At 41.8% G+C, this 25948-nt stretch carries 24 protein-coding genes; 18 read left to right on the forward strand and 6 right to left on the reverse strand.

The genetic code is table 11. The annotated features are described in order from the left end of the window. Positions 1 to 32: 32 nt before the first annotated feature. From KFO40_RS04465 to tsf, 6 genes are all read left to right on the forward strand, one after another. Positions 33 to 3248 carry a SusC/RagA family TonB-linked outer membrane protein gene (locus KFO40_RS04465; RefSeq protein ID WP_128859342.1) on the forward strand — a complete coding sequence of 1072 codons (3216 nt, stop codon included), beginning with the start codon at positions 33 to 35 and terminating at the stop codon, positions 3246 to 3248. A 21-nt stretch (positions 3249 to 3269) separates the two neighbouring features. Beyond that, on the forward strand, positions 3270 to 4964 hold the full coding sequence (locus tag KFO40_RS04470; RefSeq protein WP_211146123.1) for a RagB/SusD family nutrient uptake outer membrane protein: 1695 nt from the start codon (positions 3270 to 3272) through the stop codon (positions 4962 to 4964). A gap of 203 nt (positions 4965 to 5167) precedes the next feature. Then, positions 5168 to 5629, forward strand: a complete 462-nt coding sequence (rplM, locus tag KFO40_RS04475) for a 50S ribosomal protein L13 (protein ID WP_087322380.1) — start codon at positions 5168 to 5170, stop codon at positions 5627 to 5629. A gap of 6 nt (positions 5630 to 5635) precedes the next feature. Then, entirely contained in the window at positions 5636 to 6022 is a 387-nt protein-coding gene (gene rpsI / locus KFO40_RS04480; RefSeq protein WP_004297203.1) for a 30S ribosomal protein S9, read from the forward strand. A 121-nt stretch (positions 6023 to 6143) separates the two neighbouring features. Continuing rightward, complete coding sequence (gene rpsB, locus KFO40_RS04485) at positions 6144 to 6980, forward strand: 30S ribosomal protein S2 (RefSeq protein WP_004297204.1); 837 nt, start codon at positions 6144 to 6146, stop codon at positions 6978 to 6980. A gap of 121 nt (positions 6981 to 7101) precedes the next feature. After that, entirely contained in the window at positions 7102 to 8094 is a 993-nt protein-coding gene (gene tsf / locus KFO40_RS04490) for a translation elongation factor Ts (RefSeq protein WP_004297205.1), read from the forward strand. A gap of 204 nt (positions 8095 to 8298) precedes the next feature. On the opposite strand, the gene KFO40_RS04495 is transcribed toward tsf, so the two are convergent. Then, entirely contained in the window at positions 8299 to 8808 is a 510-nt protein-coding gene (locus KFO40_RS04495; RefSeq protein WP_009038982.1) for a TlpA family protein disulfide reductase, read from the reverse strand. 36 nt (positions 8809 to 8844) lie between these two features. After that, complete coding sequence (locus tag KFO40_RS04500) at positions 8845 to 9195, reverse strand: translation initiation factor (protein ID WP_004314718.1); 351 nt, start codon at positions 9193 to 9195, stop codon at positions 8845 to 8847. A 165-nt stretch (positions 9196 to 9360) separates the two neighbouring features. Here KFO40_RS04500 and KFO40_RS04505 point away from each other — a divergent pair, with 165 nt between their 5' ends. The 4 genes from KFO40_RS04505 to KFO40_RS04520 are packed head-to-tail and all read left to right on the forward strand — an operon-like array spanning position 9361 to position 12172. Continuing rightward, entirely contained in the window at positions 9361 to 10011 is a 651-nt protein-coding gene (locus tag KFO40_RS04505; RefSeq protein WP_004297208.1) for a redox-sensing transcriptional repressor Rex, read from the forward strand. Further along, positions 10011 to 10625 (forward strand): fumarylacetoacetate hydrolase family protein, encoded by a 615-nt coding sequence (locus KFO40_RS04510; protein WP_008020452.1) that lies wholly within the window; start codon positions 10011 to 10013, stop codon positions 10623 to 10625. The genes KFO40_RS04505 and KFO40_RS04510 overlap by 1 nt, the downstream gene beginning before the upstream one ends. Before the next feature lie 38 nt (positions 10626 to 10663). Then, positions 10664 to 11146 carry a 2-C-methyl-D-erythritol 2,4-cyclodiphosphate synthase gene (gene ispF, locus KFO40_RS04515; protein ID WP_004308656.1) on the forward strand — a complete coding sequence of 161 codons (483 nt, stop codon included), beginning with the start codon at positions 10664 to 10666 and terminating at the stop codon, positions 11144 to 11146. 18 nt (positions 11147 to 11164) lie between these two features. Continuing rightward, positions 11165 to 12172, forward strand: coding sequence for a metallophosphoesterase family protein (locus KFO40_RS04520; protein ID WP_149952128.1), 1008 nt, complete (start codon positions 11165 to 11167; stop codon positions 12170 to 12172). Here KFO40_RS04520 and KFO40_RS04525 read toward each other — a convergent pair. Further along, the gene (locus tag KFO40_RS04525) at positions 12162 to 13025 is read right to left on the reverse strand and encodes a hypothetical protein (protein ID WP_004314722.1); all 864 of its coding nucleotides are present in this window, start codon (positions 13023 to 13025) and stop codon (positions 12162 to 12164) included. The two genes, KFO40_RS04520 and KFO40_RS04525, sit on opposite strands and share 11 nt — an antisense overlap. 110 nt (positions 13026 to 13135) lie before the next feature. On the opposite strand from KFO40_RS04525, the gene mnmA reads away from it, so the two are divergent. The 8 genes from mnmA (at position 13136) to KFO40_RS04565 (ending at position 20916) form a co-directional block, all read left to right on the forward strand. Continuing rightward, positions 13136 to 14221, forward strand: coding sequence for a tRNA 2-thiouridine(34) synthase MnmA (gene mnmA, locus KFO40_RS04530; protein ID WP_195651286.1), 1086 nt, complete (start codon positions 13136 to 13138; stop codon positions 14219 to 14221). A 24-nt stretch (positions 14222 to 14245) separates the two neighbouring features. Next, on the forward strand, positions 14246 to 15601 hold the full coding sequence (locus KFO40_RS04535; protein ID WP_141408851.1) for a S8 family peptidase: 1356 nt from the start codon (positions 14246 to 14248) through the stop codon (positions 15599 to 15601). Between the two features lie 12 nt (positions 15602 to 15613). Continuing rightward, positions 15614 to 16846, forward strand: coding sequence for an exodeoxyribonuclease VII large subunit (gene xseA / locus KFO40_RS04540; protein WP_004309386.1), 1233 nt, complete (start codon positions 15614 to 15616; stop codon positions 16844 to 16846). 60 nt (positions 16847 to 16906) lie between these two features. After that, positions 16907 to 17116 (forward strand): exodeoxyribonuclease VII small subunit, encoded by a 210-nt coding sequence (xseB, locus tag KFO40_RS04545; protein WP_004314727.1) that lies wholly within the window; start codon positions 16907 to 16909, stop codon positions 17114 to 17116. A gap of 39 nt (positions 17117 to 17155) precedes the next feature. Beyond that, positions 17156 to 18187, forward strand: a complete 1032-nt coding sequence (locus KFO40_RS04550) for a branched-chain amino acid aminotransferase (RefSeq protein ID WP_255344217.1) — start codon at positions 17156 to 17158, stop codon at positions 18185 to 18187. 45 nt (positions 18188 to 18232) lie between these two features. Next, positions 18233 to 18850, forward strand: a complete 618-nt coding sequence (locus KFO40_RS04555; protein ID WP_004309383.1) for a DUF975 family protein — start codon at positions 18233 to 18235, stop codon at positions 18848 to 18850. Between the two features lie 112 nt (positions 18851 to 18962). Then, positions 18963 to 19721 carry a tRNA (guanosine(46)-N7)-methyltransferase TrmB gene (gene trmB / locus KFO40_RS04560; RefSeq protein ID WP_004314730.1) on the forward strand — a complete coding sequence of 253 codons (759 nt, stop codon included), beginning with the start codon at positions 18963 to 18965 and terminating at the stop codon, positions 19719 to 19721. A gap of 94 nt (positions 19722 to 19815) precedes the next feature. Further along, positions 19816 to 20916 carry an Mrp/NBP35 family ATP-binding protein gene (locus KFO40_RS04565; RefSeq protein WP_004309381.1) on the forward strand — a complete coding sequence of 367 codons (1101 nt, stop codon included), beginning with the start codon at positions 19816 to 19818 and terminating at the stop codon, positions 20914 to 20916. Positions 20917 to 21247: 331 nt separating this feature from the next. Here the strand turns inward: KFO40_RS04565 and KFO40_RS04570 are convergent, their stop codons facing one another. The 3 genes from KFO40_RS04570 to KFO40_RS04580 form a co-directional block, all read right to left on the reverse strand. Continuing rightward, positions 21248 to 23161 carry a TlpA family protein disulfide reductase gene (locus KFO40_RS04570; protein ID WP_118407949.1) on the reverse strand — a complete coding sequence of 638 codons (1914 nt, stop codon included), beginning with the start codon at positions 23159 to 23161 and terminating at the stop codon, positions 21248 to 21250. Positions 23162 to 23351: 190 nt separating this feature from the next. After that, positions 23352 to 25169, reverse strand: coding sequence for a M56 family metallopeptidase (locus KFO40_RS04575; RefSeq protein WP_008020471.1), 1818 nt, complete (start codon positions 25167 to 25169; stop codon positions 23352 to 23354). 18 nt (positions 25170 to 25187) lie between these two features. After that, positions 25188 to 25553 carry a BlaI/MecI/CopY family transcriptional regulator gene (locus KFO40_RS04580; protein WP_004305524.1) on the reverse strand — a complete coding sequence of 122 codons (366 nt, stop codon included), beginning with the start codon at positions 25551 to 25553 and terminating at the stop codon, positions 25188 to 25190. Between the last annotated feature and the right edge of the window lie 395 nt (positions 25554 to 25948).

Raw genomic sequence — 25948 nt, forward strand, 5'->3', positions numbered from 1 at the left:
GAAATATAGTGAATATAAATAACAAACAGAATATGATGAAAAGTAGAATTATTTGCATTTTGTTGCTTCTTGTCGGTGTATCCGGCATTTATGCCCAGAGTTTGACCGTTACCGGTAAGGTGGTGGACAACGAAGGCTTGGAAGTGATTGGAGGAAATGTAACCGTGAAAGGAAAACAAAACACGGGTACCATTACTGATATCAATGGTAAATACACCATTACCGTTAGTGATCCGCAGAAAGATGTCTTGGTTTTCTCTTTTATCGGATTGGAAAATATGGAAGTACCCGTGAAAGGAAGAAAACAGATTGATGTGACCATGAAAGCTGCGTCGGTATTGTTGGATGAGGTGGTAGCTATCGGTTATGCAACAGTAAAGCGTAAAGACCTGACCGGTTCTGTGGCTTCTGTGAGAAGCGACGATTTGCTCAAAGTTCCTTCGTCTGATGTAACCCAGGCTTTAGCGGGACGTATGGCGGGTGTGCAGATTATACAAACAGACGGTCAGCCCGGTGCTACGATGTCAGTGCGTGTTCGTGGCGGTATATCAATTACGCAAAGCAACGAACCGCTTTATATTATCGACGGATTTCCGACGGAAGATGGCATGTCCAGCCTTGATCCTGCCGATATTGAAAGTATCGACGTGTTGAAAGATGCTTCGGCAACAGCCATCTACGGCGCCCGGGGAGCGAATGGCGTAGTGGTAATCACCACCAAAAGCGGTGCGAAAAGTGAAGGGAAAGCGACTCTTACTTTCGATTCTTATGTCGGTGTGCGTACGCTTGCCAAGCGGTTGGATGTATTAAGTGTAGAGGAATTTGTGTTGGCGGATTATGAAAGAACATTAGGAGATGCTACTGATCCCGAGGAAAGTATGCGGTCATGGCAGAATCGTTACGGTGGTTTTGTCGATCTTCATGAGAACTATGGCAATCGTAAAGGTATCGACTGGCTGGACCGTACGATGGGACGCACTACCGTTACGCAAAATTACCGGGTAGGCGTCAACGGTGGCAATGATAAGTTGAACTACAATATGTCTTATGGTTACTTCAAGGATGAAGGTGCGATGGTATATAGCGGCAGCGACAAACATAATATTGCGCTTAGCGTGAAAAGCGAAGTGAATAAGCGGCTCTCCGTTACAGGACGTATCAACTTCGATTATCTGAAAGTGTATGGAGCAGGTGTTGCCGGAAACGGTACGAATGAAGGCGGAAGTAATGTAGATGCAAAGTTTAATAAAATGGTTCAGATTTTGCAATACCGTCCTACCATTGGTATACGTGGCAATGACTCGGATTTGTTGGCAGGAGAAGACCCTGTATTAAGCGATGCGGACGGGAACGTGATGCAGAACCCGTTGATTGCCGCCGCTGAAGAAAAGGATAATAAGGAAACACGTACTTTGCAAGCCAATGGCGGACTGACTTTCAAAATCATCAAAGGATTGACCTTCCGCAACAATACGGGTATGCGTTATCAGCTTTACCGCCGGGAACTTTTCTATGGCGACCAATCTATAATGGGAAGACGTAACGGTATTTACGGCTCTATCAGAAATACGGAGACCGGAAGTTTTCAGACTTCTAACGTCCTGACTTATGACAAACGTTTTCAGAAGAAGCATAAAGTGGTGGTACAATTGGGACAGGAATTTGTAAAACGCTGGACTCGTGTACTCGAATCCGGTGTCAGTGGGTTGCCTACCGATGAGTTCATTTTGGGAGATATGAGTCTGGGTACTCCATCCGTTGCTTCGTCCGATGAAAACTATGATGATAATCTGCTCTCTTTCTTCGCTCGTCTCAACTATGACTTTACCGATAAGTATTTGTTTTCCGCAACTTTCCGTGCGGATGGCTCTTCTAAATTCGGTAAGAATAATAAATGGGGATATTTTCCTGCCGTATCAGCAGCATGGCGTGTGGGTGAAGAGGATTTTATAAAGAAACTGAATGTTTTCTCCGACTTGAAATTCCGTATCGGATACGGTTTGGCGGGTAACAACAGAATCGGTAGTTATAACAGCCTTGCTTTGATGTCTTCCATCATCACAGCTATGGGAGATCAGCTTACTCCCGGTTATGCTTCCAAGCAGATACCGAATCCCGATCTGAAGTGGGAAGCGAACAAGACTTTTAATATGGGGGTCGATTTAGGATTTCTGAATCAACGTATTACCATTTCACCCGAATTCTATATAAATAGGAGTAGTAACTTGCTGCTCAACGCCCAGTTGCCTTATTCTTCCGGTTATCAGAGTATGTTGATTAATGCCGGAGAAACGAAGAATGTAGGTGTGGAACTGACTGTGAATACTGTGAATTTCTCTACAAAGAAGTTTAGTTGGAACACTACACTGACGCTGTCTCACAATAAAAATTCAGTGAAAGCATTGACCGGTGAGGCGGTGCAACTCTATGAAGCCAGGTTCGGCTTTAACCAAAACACTCATCGTATTGCTGTCGGAGAACCATTAGGACAGTTCTATGGTTACATCACCGAAGGGCTGTATCAGGTAGATGATTTCAATTATGATGCTTCTACGCAGACCTATACCCTGAAAGATGGGATACCTTATCATGGTGATAAAGGCCGGATTCGTCCGGGTATGTGGAAGTTTAAGAACTTGACCGGAGACGATAATGTGATTGATGAAAATGATAAAACGGTCATTGGTAACGCTCAACCGAAATTCTACGGAGGATTGAACAACTCTTTTACTTACAAAGGATTTGATTTGAGTATATTCCTGACTTTCAGCTATGGCAACGAAGTGCTGAATGCGACCAAACTGGTTACCAGTAAGGTAGGTAGCTTGAACTACAACGCATTGGATGTGATGAATAGCTCTAATCGTTGGATGACCATCAATTCGGATGGACAGAAAGTGACAGATCCCGGAGAACTGTCTGCTCTGAATGCTGGTAAAACCGTAGCTGCTTATCATGATGCTCAACAAGGAGACAATTATATTCATTCATGGGCAGTGGAGGATGCTTCCTATTTGAAACTAAGTAATGTGACTTTGGGATATACATTCCCTAAAAACCTGATTGCAAGGGTAGGATTGAAGAACTTGCGTTTGTATGCCACCGGTAATAATCTCTTGACTTGGACTAAGTATTCAGGTTTCGATCCGGAAGTCTCTACGATGAAAAGCGGTTTGACACCGGGTGTTGACTTTGGGGCATATCCGCTTAGCCGTTCTTTTATTTTTGGTCTCAACGTAGCATTTTAATTCTTTAAATACATAGTAATCATGAAAAAGATACATCTATTATATGCCGTATTCGCCCTATTGGCAACAGGATTTTCCTCTTGTGAGGATTTGCTGACGGAAGAACCTAACTCAAAATATGACCGGGACCGCTATTTCGATTCGGAAGATAAAGCGGAAATGTCAGTGATGGGAATATATAGTTCATTGTCGGACTTTAATCATTACGGTTGGTACGAAATGGCTTCTCCCGCATCGGATGATACCTATTATACGGCTCGCACACAGTCTGACAATCAGGTTCACGATATTGCACATTATCAGCTAAACTCCACGAATACGTGGATTGAAAGTATCTGGAAACTGAAATATGAGGGAATCGACCGGGCTAACCTCACCATTGACGGAATCTGTGGCATGACAGGATACGCAGAAAATACCCGTCTGAAAGCATTGGAAGCGGAAGCTCGCTTTCTGCGTGCTTTCCTCGCATTTGATTTGGTGAGATATTGGGGAGATGTGCCTTTCAAAACATCTTATTCATCATCCTACGAATCTGCTTTTGGTGAACGTGTGAACAGGGAAGTGATTTATGACGAGATTATATCCGACCTTACTTTCGCTAAAAACAATCTGGATTGGGCAACTGCTTCTTCCAGTCCCGAACGGGTGACGCAAGGGGCTGCCCGTGCATTGCTGATGCGTGTATATTTGCAACGTGCAGGATATAGCCTTCAATCGAATGGACAGTTGCAGCGTCCGGAGGACAGTAAGCGGATGGAATATTTCGATGCAGTGATAAAAGAGTGGGAGGCTTTTGAAAAGAAAGGGTACCATGATTTTTATGACGGTGGTTATGAGGCACTCTTTAAAAGCTACTCGCAGGGGGTACTGAATAATAAGGAGAGCCTTTGGGAGATTGCTTTCTATCATTCGCAAGGACGTCGTAACGGTGGAGCATGGGGGATTTATAACGGTTCGCAGGTGGCGGAACCTACCGGAGTTTCTGCATCTGAATCAAGTCAGTATATGGGACGTGCCAATGGTTTCTTTATAGTCGTTCCCGAATGGCGTAACTTCTTCGAAGCGAGCGATAAACGCCGTGATGTTGCTATTTGCACCTATCGTTATACTTGGAATGGTACTAAAAAAGAGCATGTAAAAGAAGAAAGAAGCGCAGGAAGCTGGTATGTGGGAAAATGGCGTCGGGAATGGATGCCGAAAGAGTCATGGAACAAGAATATCAATTATGCGGATGTGAACTATTGCCCTTTGCGTTATGCTGATGTGGTATTGATGGCTGCCGAAGCGTATAATGAAACAGGAACAGATAGACAAAAAGCATGGGATTTGTTGAATAGCGTACGTACACGTGCTGAAGCAACTTCTATTACAGAAGCGAATTATGATGAAATGATGAGCGCACGGAAAAAGACACATAACCTGACTTTCATTGACGACTCTGCACCAGAAGGAAAGTTCCGTACGGCTCTCTACTGGGAACGTGGCTTTGAACTGGCTTTTGAAGGACAACGCAAATATGATCTGATACGTTGGGGAGTGTTGGGAAAGGCTCTGAAACTGTTTGGTGAGATCAGTTCCGTCAATCAGAAAGAGAACAAACCATATCCGGCTTACCGGAATTTTACGGAGGGTAAACATGAACTTTTCCCTATCCCTCTGAAAGAGATACAAAGTAATCCGAAACTCAATGGAATGAATAATAACGGGTATTGAGAAGACTCTCAATAGAATAGGCGACTGGAAAAATATACAAAAATAGTTTGCCAATTCAAAGAAAAGCCGTACTTTTGCAAGCCGATTATTATCACAAAATGATAAGAGATTAATTCATAGCAAGTTAGTATTCCTTTGTCCGGGGAAGACTAATGAGTGGTGAAGAAAATTTTTAGTAGTAACATTTAAAAAACAAAATTAGAGTGGATACTTTAAGTTACAAGACCATTTCTGCAAACAAAGCGACTGTAACCAAAGAATGGGTTATCGTTGACGCTACAGACCAAACATTAGGCCGTCTGGGAGCAAAAGTTGCAAAATTGCTGAGAGGAAAGTACAAACCAAACTTTACTCCTCACGTAGACTGCGGTGATAACGTTATCATCATCAATGCAGACAAAGTAAAACTGACTGGTAACAAATGGAATGACAGAGTTTATTTGTCATATACAGGTTATCCTGGTGGTCAGAGAGAAATGACTCCTGCCCGTTTGATCACAAAACCGAACGGTGAAGAGAGATTACTGAAAAAAGTAGTGAAGGGCATGCTTCCTAAGAATATCCTGGGAGCTAAATTGCTGAATAACTTGTATGTTTACGCTGGTAGCGAACACAAACAGGCTGCTCAGAACCCGAAAAAGATTGATATTAATTCATATAAATAAGATATAATGGAAGTAGTAAATGCATTAGGCAGACGTAAACGTGCTATTGCACGCATATTCGTAAGCGAAGGTACAGGAAAGATTACTATTAACAAGAGAGACCTTGCAGAGTACTTTCCATCAACTATTCTTCAGTATGTTGTAAAACAACCATTGAACAAGCTGGGTGCTGCTGAGAAGTATGACATCAAGGTGAACTTGTGTGGTGGTGGTTTCACTGGTCAGTCTCAGGCATTGCGTTTGGCAATCGCTCGTGCACTGGTTAAGATGAACGCTGAAGATAAAGCCGCTCTTCGTGCAGAAGGCTTCATGACTCGTGACCCTCGTTCTGTTGAACGTAAGAAACCGGGACAGCCGAAAGCTCGTAGAAGATTCCAGTTCAGCAAGCGTTAATGTGCTGCCTGATAGAGGAATATGTTTAGTATCTAAACTACTGGGACTCTGCTCATAGACTACCCAGCGGTTGGTTTAGAAAAAACAAAAAAGAAAGTAAACGATTTAAAGAAAAAACAAGATGTCAAGAACAAATTTTGATACATTATTGGAGGCTGGTTGCCACTTCGGACACCTTAAGAGAAAGTGGAACCCTGCAATGGCTCCTTATATTTTCATGGAACGCAATGGTATTCATATCATTGACCTCCACAAAACAGTTGCAAAAGTAGACGAAGCTGCTGAAGCTTTGAAACAGATTGCCAAATCTGGCAAGAAAGTTCTTTTTGTTGCTACTAAAAAACAAGCTAAACAAGTTGTAGCTGAGAAAGCTCAATCTGTTAATATGCCTTATGTAATCGAACGCTGGCCGGGTGGTATGTTGACTAACTTCCCGACTATCCGTAAGGCTGTGAAGAAAATGGCTACTATCGATAAATTGACTAACGATGGTACTTACTCTAACCTTTCTAAGAGAGAAGTTCTTCAGATTTCTCGTCAACGTGCAAAATTGGACAAGACTTTGGGATCTATCGCTGACCTGACTCGTCTGCCGTCTGCATTGTTCGTTATCGACGTAATGAAAGAAAACATCGCAGTTCGCGAAGCTAACCGTCTGGGTATCCCTGTATTTGGTATCGTTGATACTAACTCTGATCCTTCAAACGTAGATTTCGTAATTCCTGCTAATGATGACGCTACTAAATCAGTAGAAGTTATCTTGGATGCTTGCTGCGCTGCAATGATCGAAGGTTTGGAAGAAAGAAAAGCTGAAAAGATCGATATGGAAGCTGCTGGTGAAGCTCCTGCTAACAAAGGCAAGAAGAAATCAGTGAAAGCTAGACTCGACAAGTCTGACGAAGAAGCTATCAACGCAGCTAAAGCTGCTGCTTTCATCAAGGAAGACGAAGAGGCTTAATATATAAAATGTGCCAATTTGCTAATGTGCAAGAGTATATTTATACGCTTGTATCTTGATTGGCAGATTGGCACATTTTTTGTTTCGAAAATTATTATTCATTTAAATAAAGGAAATTATTATGGCTGTAAGTATGGCTGATATTACCAAGCTGCGCAAAATGACCGGAGCTGGTATGATGGATTGCAAAAACGCGTTGACTGAAGCTGAAGGCGATTTCGACAAGGCAATGGAAATTATCCGTAAGAAAGGACAAGCTGTTGCTGCTAAGCGTTCGGAACGTGAAGCTTCTGAAGGTTGCGTTTTGGCTAAAACTACCGGTGACCGTGCTGTTATCGTTGCTTTGAAGTGTGAAACTGACTTTGTGGCTCAGAATGCTGATTTCGTGAAACTGACTCAGGATATTCTTGATCTTGCTGTGGCTAATAAATGCGCTACTTTGGACGAAGTAAAAGCATTGCCGATGGGTAACGGTACTGTACAGGATGCAGTGACTGACCGTAGCGGTATCACAGGTGAGAAGATGGAACTGGATGGTTACATGACTGTAGAAGGTGTATGCACTGCTGTTTATAATCACATGAACAGAAATGGTCTTTGCACGATTGTTGCTTTCAACAAGGAAGTGAACGAGCAGTTGGCTAAGCAAATAGCTATGCAGATTGCTGCCATGAACCCGATTGCTATTGATGAAGATGGCGTTTCTGAAGAAGTAAAACAGAAAGAAATTGAAGTTGCTATTGAGAAGACAAAAGCAGAACAGGTACAGAAAGCTGTAGAAGCTGCTCTGAAGAAAGCTAACATCAACCCGGCTCATGTGGACAGCGAAGAACACATGGATAGCAACATGGCTAAAGGATGGATTACAGCTGAAGATGTAGCTAAAGCAAAAGAAATCATTGCTACTGTTTCTGCAGAGAAGGCTGCACACCTGCCTGAACAAATGATTCAGAACATCGCGAAAGGTCGTCTGGGCAAGTTCTTGAAAGAAGTTTGCTTATTGAACCAGGAAGATATCATGGACGGTAAGAAAACTGTAAGAGAAGTGTTGGCTGCTGCTGACCCTGAACTGAAGATTGTTGATTTCAAGCGTTTCACTTTGAAAGCTGAATAATCAATCAGATTCAAATTCTATGATGTGTCCTTAAAAACGGAACACGTTAACTTAATAGAGGTATTCATTAAGACTCTCTATTTGAAGATACAAGAAAGGCAACTAATTCATAACGAGTTAGTTGCCTTTTCTTTTGATTTGATCTTATCATTCCTTTCCTCAAGAAACTGCCATGTATAACATGAGGCACATTCTTGGGGAGGATTATTTCAATGCTTTGTCTATTTCCTTCATCAGCTTGTCCATTTCCTCTTTTTTATAACCGACAGTGGCGGATATCACTTTCCCGTCTTTGTTGATTAAGTAACTTCTGGGAATGTATTGACTGGCAAACTTACCTGTGACTTCCCGTTTCGGGTCCGGGTAGAGAGGAAATGTAAACCCTTTACGCTTGTTGTATTCCGTTAATTGATCGTCGGTATGTTCGCGCCCGATTACTAACATGCAGAAATCTTTGTTGTCCTTATATTTAGGCCAGAGTGTTTTTTGAACTTCAGCCAGTTCGCTTTGGCAAGGACCACACCAAGTAGCGAAAATATTGATTAATACAACTTTCCCTTTCAAGTCCTCGGAGTTTACAGTACCGTTCACTGTTGAATGAAGGGTGAAAGCAGGCATACTATCGCCTACCTTGACGATATCAGCATTGTTGTCTTGTGCAAATGACAACAGTGAGAATAACGCTGCTGCACAGAATAATGTTACTTTTCTCATATCTTTAAAATTTCTAGTTACAAAATGCTATTTAGTTTAACCTCCTATACCTTTTGTTTTAGAGTATCCTTCTTTAATGAGCAGCTCTATGATTTTGGTTTTGAAATCTCCTTGTACCATAATCTCTCCGTCTTTAGCCGATCCGCCTACTCCGCATTTGCTTTTCAGTAGCTTACCCAGCTCTTTCAAGTCGTTTTCTGTACCTATAAATCCGGTAATTAATGTGACCACTTTACCGCCCCGGTTCTTTTTGTCAATGGAAACTCGCAGGCTTTGTTTGTTTTTGTCGAGAGTAACTTGCTCTTCATCGTTATCCATTTCATAGCCGAAGTCCGGATTCGTGGAATACACTACGTTTAATCTATCTTTCCAATCATTATTTTTCATACTCGTCATTTTTAATCCTTTTCAAAAGTATTAAACTTATGGAAAAGAGCAAAATTTGAACCTCTTTTCATTGTTTTGTTTAATCTCTATTAAGGTTTTCTGTTATAGGGTTGTCAGTCTCAAAAAAGATTGTACTTTTGCAAAATACCAAATTTAGTAAGAAGTATGAGCACATCTATACGAAAAGAGGCGGATAAAGTGCCGGAGCCTACCTTGCGCAGACTTCCCTGGTATCTGTCCAACATAAAACTAATGAAAGAAAAAGGAGAACAGTACGTCTCTTCTACACAAATCTCTAAGGAAATAAATATTGATGCTTCTCAAATCGCCAAGGATTTATCCTACGTCAATATCTCCGGGCGCACGAGAGTAGGGTATAACATTGATGCGCTGATTGAAGTGTTGGAGAGTTTTCTTGGATTTACCAATATGCACAAAGCCTTCTTGTTTGGTGTAGGTAGCCTGGGGGCTGCTTTGCTTCGGGATTCAGGTTTGCATCATTTCGGGCTGGAGATTGTGGCAGCTTTTGATGTGAATCCGGAATTGGTGGGAAAAGACCTGAATGGTATTCCTATTTTTCACTCTGATGATTTTGAGGCAAAGATGAAAGAATACGATGTAAATATCGGTGTGTTGACCGTGCCTATTAATATTGCTCAGGAAATTACAGATAAGATGGTAGACGGAGGTATAAAAGCCGTATGGAACTTTACTCCTTTCCGAATCCGTGTACCCGAGAATATTGTGGTGCAGAATACGTCTTTATATGCTCATTTGGCTGTTATGTTTAACCGATTGAATTTTAACGAGAAATAATGAAGATTATTGCAGTAGGCATGAACTACGCCCAGCATAACAAAGAACTGGGACATACACAAGTAAATACGGAGCCGGTGATTTTTATGAAGCCTGATTCTGCTATTCTGAAAGATGGCAAACCGTTTTTCATCCCCGACTTTTCCAACGAGATACATTATGAAACGGAATTGGTAGTCCGTATCAACCGATTGGGGAAAAATATCGCTTCCCGTTTCGCTAACCGCTATTATGATGCTGTGACAGTCGGTATCGACTTTACAGCCCGTGACCTTCAACGAAAGTTCCGTGAGCAGGGGAACCCCTGGGAGCTTTGTAAAGGTTTTGATTCATCGGCTGCTATTGGGACTTTTGTTCCGGTAGAGCATTATAAAGATATTCAAAATCTGAACTTCAATCTGTTGATCGACGGTAAAGAAGTACAGCGTGGCTGTACAGCAGATATGCTTTTCAAGATAGATGATATTATCGCTTATGTCAGTCAGTTTGTAACGTTGAAAATCGGTGATCTACTCTTTACGGGGACTCCTGTCGGTGTAGGTCCTGTTAGTATCGGACAGCGTTTGCAAGGTTATCTGGAAGAGGAAAAACTGCTGGATTTCTATATCCGTTGATCTTTTTTATTCATTAGTACTCATTTGTTATACAAAATATGAAGATAAGAGTAGGCTTTGGCTTCGACGTACATCAGCTGGTCGAAGGGCGTGAATTGTGGCTGGGTGGTATTCTTTTGGAACATACAAAAGGATTGTTGGGACATTCGGATGCTGATGTATTGTTGCATGCGGTTTGCGATGCTTTGTTAGGGGCGGCGAATATGCGTGATATCGGCTATCACTTTCCCGATACGGCTGGAGAATTTAAAAACATAGATAGCAAAATTCTGCTGAAGAAAACAGTGGAATTGATTGCTACCAAAGGATATAAAGTGGGGAATATCGATGCAACCATTTGTGCCGAACGCCCGAAGTTAAAGGCACATATTCCTTTGATGCAAGAGACGATGGCAACTGTCATGGGAATTGATGCGGATGATATTTCCATTAAGGCGACTACTACCGAGAAACTCGGTTTTACGGGTCGTGAAGAAGGTATATCAGCCTATGCTACCGTATTGATAGAGAAGATTTCTTAACCCCTAAAACAAATAAATATGATTCGGCTCTTAAAAATTTACTTAACACTTGCTTTTTTGTTGGTAACGACTTTTTGTATGGCTCAAAAGGGTGAACTGAAATTTAGTAAAGATGGTAAATTCAAAATTGTGCAATTTACCGATGTGCATTTTAAATACGGCAACCGGGCTTCTGATATCGCTTTGGAACGCATAAATCAGGTGCTTGATGATGAACGCCCGGATTTGGTGATTTTTACCGGCGATGTTGTTTATTCTGCTCCGGCAGATTCCGGAATGTTGCAGGTATTGGAACCGGTAGTTAAACGCAAATTGCCTTTCGTGGTCACTTTTGGTAATCATGACAATGAACAGGGAATGACACGGGAACAGTTATATGATATTATCCGTAAAGTTCCCGGCAATTTATTGCCAGACCGGGGAACAGTCTTATCGCCGGACTATGTATTAACCGTGAAATCGTCTTCTAATGTAAAGAAGGATGCAGCTTTGCTTTATTGCATGGATTCTCATTCCTATTCTCCTTTGAAAGATGTGAAGGGATATGCATGGCTTACATTCGATCAGATAAATTGGTATCGCCAGCAGAGTGCAGCTTATAAAGCGCAAAATGGTGGACAGCCTTTGCCGGCTCTTGCCTTTTTCCATATTCCTCTTCCTGAATACAATGAAGCTGCCCGTACCGAAAACGCGATTCTTCGCGGAACTCGTATGGAGGAAGCTTGTGCACCTAAATTGAATACGGGAATGTTTGCGGCAATGAAAGAAGCGGGTGATGTGATGGGTATGTTTGTAGGACACGATCATGATAATGATTATGCAGTGATGTGGAAAGGTATTCTTCTGGCTTATGGACGCTTCACCGGTGGAAATACGGAATATAATCATTTGCCTAACGGGGCCCGTATTATTGTATTAGATGAGGGTGCTCGTACATTTACGTCCTGGATTCGTCAGAAAGACGGAGTGGTGGATAAAATTTCCTATCCGGCAAGTTTTGTCAAGGACGATTGGACTAAACGTTGAGGCTTGCGAACTTCACATGGCTAAGGCGCGTGTACTTTGAACCATAGCTTTCGTATTGGCGTGATACTTTCGCCGATGCAATGTAGATAATATCTCCCAGTCGGTATTCATGTTCTATCCCTGATAGAGTGCATGAAACCGCACTGGGATTTTTTGATGGAATACTTATAATAACCAGGTTTCCACTGGCATCGGTTAAAGTCAGTATCTGCTTGACAAAAAACTGTGGGGTAGTGCCGTTCACTCTTGTTTTGTATGGATCGTCTTCCAGTCGTACGCGTGTGACTTTTAATTTTAAGTCAGTCAGTTTTTCCCCTAATTCTCCCAAATAGCGGCTTGATGAACGTTTCTCTCTCGACTTTCTGATCATGATATCCAAATGTATGGAATGATAAGCCTGTGCTATTTGGACGAAGCGTTCCTGTTTAGGTATTTTTGGGGTGAACTTGTAAGCTACCCAACTTAAATAGGCAGGATCTATCTTCAAAATTTCATGAAGAAAATGTCCCCGGTATTTTCCGAAAAAGATAAGGTCGTCACCGTTACTCTGCATTCTTTTCTCATTGTAATCCATGAGAATAAGGCAACGCCTTGAATAGTAAAACATTGTACTGGCCATTCGGAGGGATTCGTTAATGTCCGGTGACAGGTCATGTATATAAAGAATAGATTGCTTTTCGGGCAGGGGAGAGTACAGCCAAAGGGAATAGTTTGGTTTCCCCGGTCGGGGCAACACCACCAAGTAGACTCCTGCCTCTTTAAAAGAGGCTCTGCCTCGGTTGTACTCATTCAATTTGGCATACAATAAGGCTTCTTCGTTTTCGGAAATGCCCGGTAATCTAGGGTTAGCCATAATTGTTCTCGCTTTTGGTATATTTCAAATATAAGGATTTTCTTTCAGAAAAGCAACTTTTCTCTTTGAAATCTCGTACATTTGTAACCATGTAAATTTTCAAAATTCGAATGGAAGAACGAAACAAGAGAGTATTGGTAGGTATGAGTGGTGGCATAGACAGCACCGCTACCTGCTTGATGCTGCAAGAACAAGGATATGAGATTGTAGGAGTTACCATGCGTGTGTGGGGAGATGAACCGCAGGACGCCAGGGAGTTAGCAGAACGGATGGGGATTGAACATTATGTGGCAGATGAGCGTATTCCTTTTAAAGAGACCATCGTAAAAAACTTCATAGACGAATATAAGCAGGGGCGTACACCGAATCCGTGTGTGATGTGCAATCCGTTGTTTAAGTTCCGTGTTCTGACGGAGTGGGCGGATAAGTTGAATTGTGCATGGGTAGCTACCGGACATTATTCGCGATTGGAAGAGAAAAACGGAAACATTTATATAGTAGCCGGAGACGATGATAAGAAAGACCAGTCGTATTTTCTCTGGAGATTGGGGCAGGATGTGCTGAAACGTTGCATTTTCCCGTTGGGAGATTATACGAAGGTAAAGGTCCGTGAGTATCTTGCGGAGAAAGGGTATGAGGCAAAGTCGAAAGAAGGAGAAAGTATGGAAGTCTGCTTTATTAAAGGAGATTATCGTGATTTTCTTCGTGAGCAGTGTCCCGAACTGGATAGTGAAATCGGACCGGGATGGTTTGTCAACTCTGAAGGAGTAAAACTGGGGAAACATAAAGGAGCACCTTATTATACGATTGGCCAACGAAAAGGACTGGAGATCGCTTTAGGAAAGCCTGCTTATGTGTTGAAAATTAATCCGCAGAAAAATACAGTGATGCTTGGAGATGCCGACCAATTGGAAACTGAATACATGTTGGCGGAGCAGGATAAGATTGTGGATGAACGGGAACTGTTCGGGTGTGAGGATCTGACAGTGCGGATTCGTTATCGCAGTCGTCCGATTCCCTGTCGGGTGAAAAGACTGGAAGACGGACGTTTGTTGGTCCGTTTCCTCGAAACGGCTTCAGCCATTGCTCCCGGACAATCTGCTGTGTTTTATGATGGAAGACGGGTGCTGGGAGGAGCTTTTATCGCTTCCCAAAGAGGAATCGGGCTGGTGATTATAGAAAATGAAGAATTATGATTGATTAAAATAGAAAGATAACTTATGAAGAAGTTTATAGTATTGATTCTCGCTCTAAATATGTATCTGGGGGTATCTGCCCAATTTACTCCGGGAGATACCTTAAAATACCGGATTAGTCTGAAAGACAAAGCGGCTACGGACTATTCTTTGCAGAAACCGGAAAAGTATTTGTCTAAGAAATCTATTGAGCGGAGAAAAAAACAGGGATTGCCCATTGATTCTACCGATTTACCGGTTTGCAGGACGTATGTAGATGCCATACGAAAAACTGGTGTTCATGTACTTGTGACCGGGAAATGGGATAATTTCGTTACTGTTTCTTGTAATGACAGTACTTTAATCAGCGAAATAGCTCAACTGCCTTTTGTACGTTCTACAGAAAGGGTGTGGAAAGGTATCACGCAAAGAGCATTTCAAAGAGACTCATTGATAAATAAACCGTTGCGCACCGATAGCCTTTACGGTCCTGCAATCACGCAAGCGGCTATGAGCCGCGTCGATCTCCTGCATGATGCCGGCTTTAAGGGACAGGGAATGACTATTGCCGTGATTGATGCCGGCTTCCATAATGTGGATAAGATTGATGCCATGAAAAATATCCGTATCCTCGGTGTGCGTGACTTTGTGAATCCGGAGGCAGATATTTATGCAGAAAGCAGTCATGGAATGTCTGTATTGTCCTGTATGGCTATGAACCAGCCGCATGTGATGATTGGCACTGCTCCTGAAGCTTCTTATTGGTTGCTGCGTAGTGAAGACGAATATTCGGAAAATTTGGTAGAGCAGGATTATTGGGCGGCAGCTATCGAGTTTGCCGATAGTGTAGGAGTGGATTTAGTGAATACATCGCTTGGTTACTACTCATTTGACGATCCTGCGAAGAATTATAGATACCGTGACTTGAATGGTCATTATGCATTGATGTCCCGGGAAGCAGCGAAAGCTGCCGATAAAGGAATGGTAGTTGTGTGCAGTGCCGGAAATTCGGGTGCAGGTTCGTGGAAGAAGATTACTCCTCCGGGAGATGCGGAGAATATCATAACTGTAGGAGCTGTAACAAAAAGAGGAGAACTGGCGCCGTTTTCTTCTGTAGGAAATACGGCTGACGGACGTGTGAAGCCGGACGTAGTGGCTGTCGGTTTAAATTCGGATGTGATGGGAACGGATGGAAATCTTCGTCGCGCCAATGGAACCTCTTTTGCTTCTCCGATTATGTGCGGTATGGTAGCTTGTTTGTGGCAGGCTTGTCCGAAGCTGACGGCAAAGCAGATTATTGATTTGGTGCGTCAGTCTGGTGACAGAGCTGATTTCCCGGATAATATATATGGATATGGTATTCCCGATTTGTGGAAAGCATATCAATCAACTCAACGTTAACTGTTCTTTTTTATGGATTCTCTTTCCCTTTTAGAACTGAATTCACTTGTCCGCCGTAGTCTGGAGCAATGCCTGCCCGATGAATATTGGATACAGGCAGAGTTGAGCGATGTCCGTTCCAATACGACGGGGCATTGTTATCTGGAATTTGTGCAGAAAGATCCTCGTAGTAATAATCTCGTAGCCAAAGCACGGGGGATGATTTGGAATAATATCTACCGCTTGCTGAAACCCTATTTTGAGGAAAGCACCGGACAACTATTTACCTCCGGTATTAAAGTGCTGGTGAAAGTAACTGTTCAGTTTCATGAGTTATACGGTTACAGTCTGACGGTGCTTGATATTGATCCAGCTTACACGTTGGGAGATATGGCTCGCCGTCGTCGGGAAATATTATTGCAGTTGGAAGAGGAGGGAGTCTTGACGTTGAATAAAGAACTTGAAATGCCAGTTCTTCCCCAACGTGTTGCTGTCATTTCTTCGGCTACCGCAGCCGGATATGGAGATTTCTGCCATCAGTTACAGCACAATCCGGGCGGATTCTATTTTTATACAGAACTTTTTCCGGCTTTAATGCAAGGCAATCAAGTTGAAGAGTCTGTATTGGCGGCTTTAGACCGTATCAATGCCCGCATCAATGAATTTGACGTAGTGGTCATTATTCGTGGCGGTGGGGCTACTTCTGATTTATCCGGTTTTGATACTTATCTACTAGCAGCTGCATGTGCGCAATTTCCATTACCTATCATTACCGGTATTGGTCATGAACGCGATGATACAGTGCTTGACTCTGTGGCTCATACCCGGGTAAAGACTCCTACGGCTGCTGCCGAGCTTCTGATTCATCAGGTAACGGAAGTAGCAGAGCATCTGGAAGAATTATCTGTACGTCTTCAACAGGGAGCTTATATGCTTCTTGAGCAGGAACAACGAAGGTTGGAGGCGCTCCAAATCCGTATTCCCAATCTTGTTCACCGCAAACTTGCGGATGCTCGTTTTTCTTTGCTGGCAGCAAAGAAGGATTTGTCACAAGTGGCGAAAGCATTGTTGGCCCGTCAGTCTCACCGGTTGGAACTTTTGCAACAGCGGATAGCAGACGCCTCTCCGGATAAACTCTTGAGCCGGGGATACAGTATTACAATCAAAGACGGGAAAGCGGTGACGGATGCATCTTCGCTGAAACCGGGAGATCGCTTGACAACCCGGTTGCTGAAAGGAGAAGTGCAATCTGTGGTGGAAAAGTAACTATCCGTCGACTGTTTATTTGTAAGAACATTCATCATTAACCATTAAATATCAATCATCGTGGCAGCAAAAAAAGAAACATATTCCCAAGCAATGGAACGTCTCGAAAAGATCGTTCGCCAGATAGATAATAACGAACTGGATATCGACATTTTGAGTGAGAAAATAAAAGAAGCCAATGAGATTATTGCTTTTTGCAAGGATAAACTGACAAAAGCCGACCGGGAAGTCGAAAAATTATTGCAAGAAAAGAGGCTATCTGAAGAATAAAAGTTATTTTTGCGTTTCAATGCAATAGAAAATAAACTAATACATAACAATATGAAAGAAATAGACTGGGCGAATCTGTCATTCGGATACATGAAGACAGATTACAATGTGAGAATTAACTTCCGTAATGGTGCATGGGGGGAATTAGAGGTTAGTAGTGATGAACACCTTAATTTGCACATGGCGGCAACCTGTTTACACTATGGTCAGGAAGCCTTTGAAGGGTTGAAAGCATTCCGTGGAAAGGATGGTAAAGTACGTATTTTCCGTTTGGAAGAAAACGCAGCCCGTCTGCAATCTACTTGCCAGGGAATTCTGATGGCAGAACTTCCGACAGAACGGTTTAAAGAAGCAATTTTGAAAGTCGTAAAACTGAATGAACGTTTTATCCCTCCTTATGAAACCGGTGCTTCTCTTTACATTCGTCCGCTGTTGATCGGAACAAGTGCCCAAGTAGGTGTACATCCTGCTGAAGAGTATATGTTTGTTGTGTTCGTAACTCCGGTAGGTCCATATTTCAAAGGTGGTTTCTCTACCAATCCGTACGTTATCATTCGTGAGTTCGATCGTGCCGCTCCTCATGGAACAGGTATTTATAAAGTAGGTGGCAACTATGCAGCCAGTCTTCGTGCTAACAAGAAAGCACACGATCTGGGGTATTCCTGCGAGTTCTATCTTGATGCGAAAGAAAAGAAATATATTGATGAATGTGGTGCTGCCAATTTCTTCGGTATTAAAGATAATACTTATATCACTCCGAAATCAACTTCTATTCTGCCTTCTATTACCAATAAAAGTTTGATGCAGTTGGCAGAAGACATGGGTATCAAGGTGGAACGCCGTCCGATACCGGAAGAAGAACTGGAAACATTTGAAGAAGCAGGTGCTTGTGGTACTGCCGCAGTAATCAGCCCGATTCAGCGTATCGATGATTTGGAAAACGGAAAATCATACGTTATCTCTAAAGACGGTAAGCCGGGACCTATCTGTACAAAATTGTACAATAAGCTGCGTGGAATTCAGTATGGCGACGAGCCGGATACACATGGCTGGGTGACGATTGTAGAATAACGATATATTATGAAATAACACATTTATCAATTAATATTATTCACTATGTTAAAACTAAACTCAGAACTGCGTGCTCAGGCGCGTGAGGCACTTCAAGGAAATTGGGTGATGGCGGCTGTAGCTGCCTTGATTTATTCGGCTATTGTCAGTGCAACAAGTTATTTACCTTTGGTAGGAACATTGCTTGTAGGATTGCCGGTGGCATACGGATTCACGATTCTCATGTTTAGCGTGATAAAAGGAGCAAAAGACATTGACTTGGGAATCTTGTTTGAAGGATTCAAAGACTACAGCCGAATCATGGGAACCGTAGTTTTAGTGTTTATTTATACTTTCTTGTGGTCGTTGCTACTAATTATTCCGGGCATCATTAAACACTATTCGTATGCGATGACACCGTATATTCTGAAGGAAGAACCCGAAATGAAAAACAATGCAGCTATCGAAAAGAGCATGGTTATGATGGATGGCAATAAGATGAAGTTGTTCATGCTTGATTTGAGTTTCATCGGTTGGGCTATCCTTTGCCTCTTTACTTTCGGTATCGGATTTTTCTTCTTGCAACCTTATATGCAGGCTTCTCATGCTGCTTTCTATGAAGATTTGAAAGCACAACAAGGTGGAAATGTAGAAGTAAACGTTGAGGTGAATGTTGAGATTTAATAACACGAATCATTCAATATTATAGAAGAATGGAGCATAGAGAAATCTGTGCTCCATTTCTTTTTGTCGGTTGCGTCAAAATCAGTACCTTTGCGACCTAATCAGGATTGATATGGGAAAGAATAAATTAGAAAAGTTTGCCGATATGGCGAGTTATCCACACGTGTTCGAATATCCTTATTCGGCAGTAGATAACGTGCCTTTTGACATGAAGGGGAAATGGCATGAGGAGTTTTTTAAAAACGATCATCCGATTGTGCTCGAACTAGGCTGCGGACGTGGTGAGTACACCGTCGGCTTGGGTAAAATGTTTCCCGAAAAGAACTTTATAGCAGTTGATATAAAAGGTGCCCGTATGTGGACGGGAGCAACGGAATCATTACAGGCCGGAATGAAGAATGTCGCTTTTCTGCGTACCAATATTGAAATCATTGAACGTTTTTTTGCCGAAGGCGAAGTAAGTGAAATATGGCTTACCTTCTCTGACCCGCAAATGAAGAAAGCAACCAAGCGATTGACTTCTACCTATTTTATGGAACGGTACCGTAAATTCTTGCAGCCGAATGGTATTATCCACCTGAAAACGGACAGCAACTTCATGTTTACCTATACAAAATACATGATTGAAGCAAACCGTCTTCCCGTTGAGTTTATGACCGAAGATTTATATCATTCCGATTTGGTAGATGATATTCTCGGTATCAAGACTTATTATGAACAACAATGGCTCGATCGTGGTTTAGCTATTAAGTATATCAAATTCCGGCTTCCGCAGGAAGGTCAATTGCAAGAACCGGATGTAGAAATAGAGCTCGATCCTTATCGTAGCTACAATCGTAGCAAACGTAGCGGATTAAGTACAAGTAAATAGTTTTGTGCAGTAACAATCGCCCTTAAAGTGAACTGACACTTAATCGAATGGTGATTTTAAATTGTAAATAGTAAATCGTCAAATAGTAAATAAAATGACTCTCTATCCTAAATTGATATTAGATGCATTGGCAACGGTGCGTTATCCCGGTACGGGAAAGAATCTGGTGGAAGCGGAGATGGTTGCCGATAATCTCCGTATTGATGGCATGACTGTCAGCTTCTCATTGATCTTTGAGAAACCGACTGATCCGTTTATGAAATCAATGTTGAAGGCTGCGGAAACAGCTATCCATACGTATGTCTCTCCTGATGTGCAGGTAACGATCACAGCGGAAAGTAAACAAGCTGCCCGTCCGGAAGTTGGCAAGCTCCTTCCGCAAGTGAAGAATATAGTCGGCATATCTTCCGGTAAAGGTGGAGTAGGCAAGTCTACGGTGTCTGCGAATCTGGCTGTTGCTTTGGCTAAATTAGGTTATAAAGTAGGTTTGCTTGATGCTGATATTTTTGGTCCTTCTATGCCGAAGATGTTTCAGGTGGAAGATGCACGCCCTTATGCTGAACGTATCGACGGTCGTGACATGATTATTCCGGTAGAAAAATATGGAGTGAAATTATTATCTATCGGCTTCTTTGTCGATCCGGATCAGGCAACTTTGTGGCGTGGTGGAATGGCTAGTAATGCGTTGAAACAGTTGATTGCTGATGCAGCTTGGGGAGAGTTGGATTATTTTCTGATAGACCTTCCTCCCGGAACCAGTGATATTCATTTGACAGTTGTTCAAACGCTGGCCATGACAGGGGCGATTGTTGTCAGCACTCCGCAGGCAGTGGCTTTGGCAGATGCCCGTAAGGGAATCAATATGTTTACCAATGATAAGGTAAATGTACCTATCCTTGGTTTGGTTGAAAATATGGCTTGGTTTACTCCTGCCGAACTTCCCGAAAATAAATACTATATCTTCGGAAAAGAAGGCGCAAAGAAACTGGCTGAAGAGATGAATGTTCCTTTGTTGGGACAGATACCTATCGTACAAAGCATTTGCGAAGGGGGAGATAATGGTACACCTGTTGCGTTGGATGAAGATTCCGTAACCGGACGTGCTTTCTTATCCCTGGCTGCCAGTGTCGTTCGCCAAGTAGATCGACGGAATGTAGAGATGGCGCCGACTCAAATCGTGGAAATGCATAAATAAGTGGAATCTGGAGTTGGATAGCTTTGCAGTAAGTTATCCATAGGATATAAAACGAGCCTCTGTAGTCTTTTCAAAGACTATGGAGGCTCGTTTATTTATTGATTTTTAGGATTACGTATTCTTGCAAAATAATCTTATATTATAATCCGCGTAATCCGTGCCTAAATATATTATATAAACTAATTATGATGACATACTTATATAGCAATTGTTGTTGGCGGATTTTCCTCTACAAGATAGTGACGCTATCCGATAGAAATAGTGACGGTATCATTATCATATACCGTCACTATCCTAAGCATATACCGTCACTATCTTTTTAACGTTCGAATTACTTATTCAAAGCTTTCATAAGCTCTTTTTTCATGGTGTCTACTCCGGGAAATCCAGTTTGCTTGAAAGTAATATTACCCTCCGGATCAACAACAAAATAAGTGGGAACTCCCCGGATATTGAAGCTGGACATCAGAAAACTCCATTGTTCATTTGTCACACGGAAATGCTCACCATGAATGTCGGTAATCATATTTTCCCAAGTGCCTTTGGGTGAAGTTTCGCCTGTGATGTAGAGGTAGATAATATCCTTGTCTTTTAATTCCTCTTTCATTGGAGTAATGGCTTTATTGGCTGTGCGACAAGGGCCACACCAAGTTGCCCAAAAATCGACTAACAACGTGTGTCCGCGGAATTTAGAGATAATGGATGGGAATAAATCCTCATTGGAGACTTGTCCCGTCTCGTTTACAGTGAAGCCTGTCTTTCTTTTGTTTAATTCAATTTTCTTTATTATTTCTTTGTTCGTTTGAGTAAGCATCTCTGCGTATGCCGGGGAAGAAAAAGTTTTTAGTTCGGCATTCTGCTCTGCTGTTAACGGGGTAAAATCCTTTATGGATTGATACAGCTTATTAAATTTAATGTTATCGAATAAGGGTCCCTGTCCCGTTCCCAGTGTCTCTTTAAGTACATCTAAAGAATTTGGCAGAAAACTTATCAAGTATATTGTTGATGCGTAATATTTACCGTATAGCGCTTTCAGAGTGTTGATAGAAGTGAACTCTTTCAATGTGTCATAGTATTCTGTAGGAATATCAATGCGGGTATTGTAGAAATAGTCGTCAGTCTGTTCTTTATTCAGTTTATTAACAGCGATATATGCTGATTTTAGTTCTCTCTCCGTCATGGCGATTTTACCAGTCGCTGCCAGATCTACCTGAATATTTAATAGCTCTTTACACGCATTGCTGTATGGGGATTGTGCAATTTCTTTTCGAATGGATGGAAGACGCTCCAATACATAAGCCTTGTATTCATCTGCGCTTTTCCCGGCAATGTCGTTATACATATCCATGTAATAAACTCTTTTCAATACAATATCTATATCTACGGAAGCTAATTCTTGTTGCAGACTAGCCAGATAACCATTAAAGTATACAGGTTCTCCATACGTTTTATCCTTTTTTTGCAGATGCGCCTGTCTACGGCATAGTTCCTTTGTATTGATGATGAGCGATGTCTCTTCGTTGGGAGCTATCAGACACTCGATCCAGCCAAAAGGAAGTTCTAATGATACACTTGTAACGGACGTTATTTTGACCTCCGCCTGAAAAGTGCCGTCTTCTTTGATCTTTATGATATTCTGTTCGTTGTGGACATTCAATGCAGGGCTTTCTATATGCATCTTCATTTGTTGCATCATCTCTTTCTGATAGTCCAGCATTTTCCCTTTGAGTGTAGCAGTCCCATAAACCAACTTTGGAGTAGGCAATATCGCTTTCTTGTTTATTTTGTGTACGACTGCTTCTTTGGGAAGTTTTTGTTTATAGAATGTATCTTTGTCTAATTGTATTCCCCATATCTTATAGGCCCCGTCGAAGTCCCCTTCCGAGAAATCCAGACTGGTTACATTTTCAGGTATTGGGGGAAATAAGAGTTGAAACTCCGCTTCTCCCGATTCCGGCATCCAGAATTCCTTATCCAATGTGATTCCAACTCCCTTTCGGATAGGATAAAGCATTCCGTTATTATCTTTCAGAAAACTGCCCGTTGCTATTTTAATCCAGTATTTCGGACGATAAAAAGCCTTTATATACACTGTTGTCACGGTATCACTCATGACAATTTTATCAATCTCAATACTATTGGAGCTCCATGCTAGAAAAGGAGGCCGCTCGATAACTCTGTCTTTGGCTTGTATGGTGCAGATTGTGCAGAATATTAAACCGATAATCCATGCGAATCTTTTCATGTGAATAATGTTTTATTACACGAACAAATATAAGGATCTTTTTATAACTATCCTTGCGAAAAGCTGAAAAAGAAATGACTTTTTTCAGCACCGGGGAAAGATACGTCCGGCACCGGGAGGAGAGAGTTCCCCACCGATGAACGCCCCGTTCCTCACCGATGAGGAAAGGGAGCGGTATCGGGGAAGTTATTTATTGTAACCGGAACGTGATAGGGAGGGTATACTTAACAGGGACAGCCTGTCCTTTTTGCATTCCCGGTTCCCATTTAGGCATGTTTCCCACTACACGGATGGCTTCTGCATCCAGTGACGGAGATACGCTGCGTAATACTTTTACGTTTGACAAACTACCGTCTGTTCCGATAATCATTTGTATGATTACCCTGCCTTGTTCTTTGTTTTTTTGAGCAATGACAGGATATTTGATACTTCTAGCAAGATAACGCATCAACCCGGCTTGTCCCTCCGGGAATTTGGGCATTGTTTCTACTACAGTGAAAGCCTGATCTGCGTTTTCTCCTTTCACACCTACTGCACCGGGAGTTGAATCTTCCTGTGGACCGTATCCCACTACAACTACTTCGTCCAGATCAGACTGTTTGATCTCTTCCGCCTTGGGTAGTTCTGGATCGGATAGTCTGAAAGCAACGGGAACTGTAAATCTTACATTTACTGCTTCCCCTCTTTGTTTGCCAGGTTGCCATTTAGGCATGGCAGCAATGACACGCATGGCTTCTTTGTCGAGATACGGATTGACACTTCGTTCTACTTTTGTGTCAGCTATACTTCCGTCCTTTTTAACAGTAAAGCTTACAATTACACGTCCTTGTGCACCGATTGCATGTGCTTCAGCCGGATATTTGACATTTTTAGACAAGTAATCCATCAATGCCTTCATCCCTCCCGGAAAATCCGGCATTTCTTCTACAACCTGAAAGACAACTGAATCCGGTACACTCTTGATTTGTGTTTCCGTTACTTCCTTTCCTTTTGTACCTTGCGGAAGGCTGATTTCTTGAATTTCTCTTGTAGAAAGTTCGGGAATATTTGTGGTTTCAGCTTGCATGGCAACTTCTTCCGTTACTTGTCCCATCATTTCTTTTGCAAATTTTTCAGTAGTACGTGCTACCATTTCGATGTTACTGACAATCATCAAGATGCCAGCTAAGGGAAGAAACATCAGATATTTGGTTCTTCCTATTTCTTTCGTTCTTCGTTTATTCATCATTTTAATACGATTTTTGAGTGGTAAAACATTGAAACTATTTGATAAATTTGCTGCAGCCTTGTGATGTGCCAGTCCCAATAAGTGGTACTGGTATGATTTACTATCATGTCCCGTTTCTAATACACGATGGTCTGCCATGTATTCGAGGTTTCCTCTGACCTCCCGTTTCATTAACCAGATAAATGGGTTGAACCAGCAGAATATACACATTATTTCGCTGAAAAGCACATCCACCGAGTGGTATTGTCGGGCATGGGTCTCTTCATGCGTAATGATTTCACTGATTTCAGATTCCGTATGTGATTGCGGGTGTATGAATATCCAGTGGAAGAAAGAAAAAGGACCTGTTTCTTTTTTTAATAGATGTACGCGTACTCCTTGTATATTGCTTTTTGAGCATTGGAAATGCAATCGGATGATGCTACCCAGTTGTACGAAGAAACGTGCGGTAAGTAATAACATTCCGCTCCAATAAATAATTTTAGCGAACTGCGTGATAACCTCTTGCCAATTTATGACAGTCGCTTGTGTAGGAGTCACAACTTGCTCCGGAAGCAGGATGGTTGCATAAAGATCTGCCATTGCCACCATCGGTTCGTGAGCTTTTATCCATCCCTGAATATTCAATAGGGGATAAAGCATGGAGATGGCAAAGAAACATAGCAAAGCCATCCTACGCCAATGGAAGAAGGTGTCTTTATGGAAAAACAACCGATAGAATGCATAGAACAGAGCTATCGCTACATTTATCTTTAGAAAATAAGCTAGTTCCGGAGTCATGGTGATGAATGTTTTCTATTAATTTTCTTTTCCTTTTTCAATGAGTTCGATAATATCTTTGAGATCATCGGTCGAAATTTTCTGGTCTTTGGCAAAGAAAGAAACCATTTCTTTGTAAGAGTTCTCAAAGTAGTTACGAACTACGCCACTCATAAAATGGCGTTTATATTCATTTTCGCGAATGGCAGGAGTATATTGGTAGGTATTACCCACACGTTTCGGTGTGACATATCCTTTCCGCTCGAGGTTCTTTACGATAGATGCTACTGTGGTATAAGGAGGTGCCGGTTGCGTATACTTTGCAACAATGTCTTTTACGAAACAGCATTGTAACTCCCAAATGTAGATCATTACTTCTTCTTCTTGTATAGTTAACTTTTCCATGGAGATGTTGTTTAATTACGAATACTTCGCAAATCTACGAATATTTCGTAAATGAGCAATAGCTAGTCGGTTAATAATTGTAAATGTATAAATCTTGCAAGAATATTTTAATTGCATTGTTATTCGGAAATTATTTAAGCATAAAAAAAGACCGGATGAACATTATTTTTTTCTATATAGTCACTCTTTAATAACCTTTATGCAAAAAATAGACTATCAAGGATTTTTTTATATAAAATAAATGAAATATATTTGCGGCTACAAAACATACGTTAAATACGGAAGGGTGTGTTTCAATACTTTAACCGGTTGCGAATAATTCCCCACACTTCAAACAGAACTATTAACTAACAATGCCAACCAAAGGGAAGAGGAAGGCAAACTAAAAAATGAAT

It is taken from the genome of Bacteroides sp. 1001302B_160321_D4, from assembly GCF_015667765.1.
Classification (GTDB): Bacteria; Bacteroidota; Bacteroidia; order Bacteroidales; family Bacteroidaceae; genus Bacteroides; species Bacteroides xylanisolvens.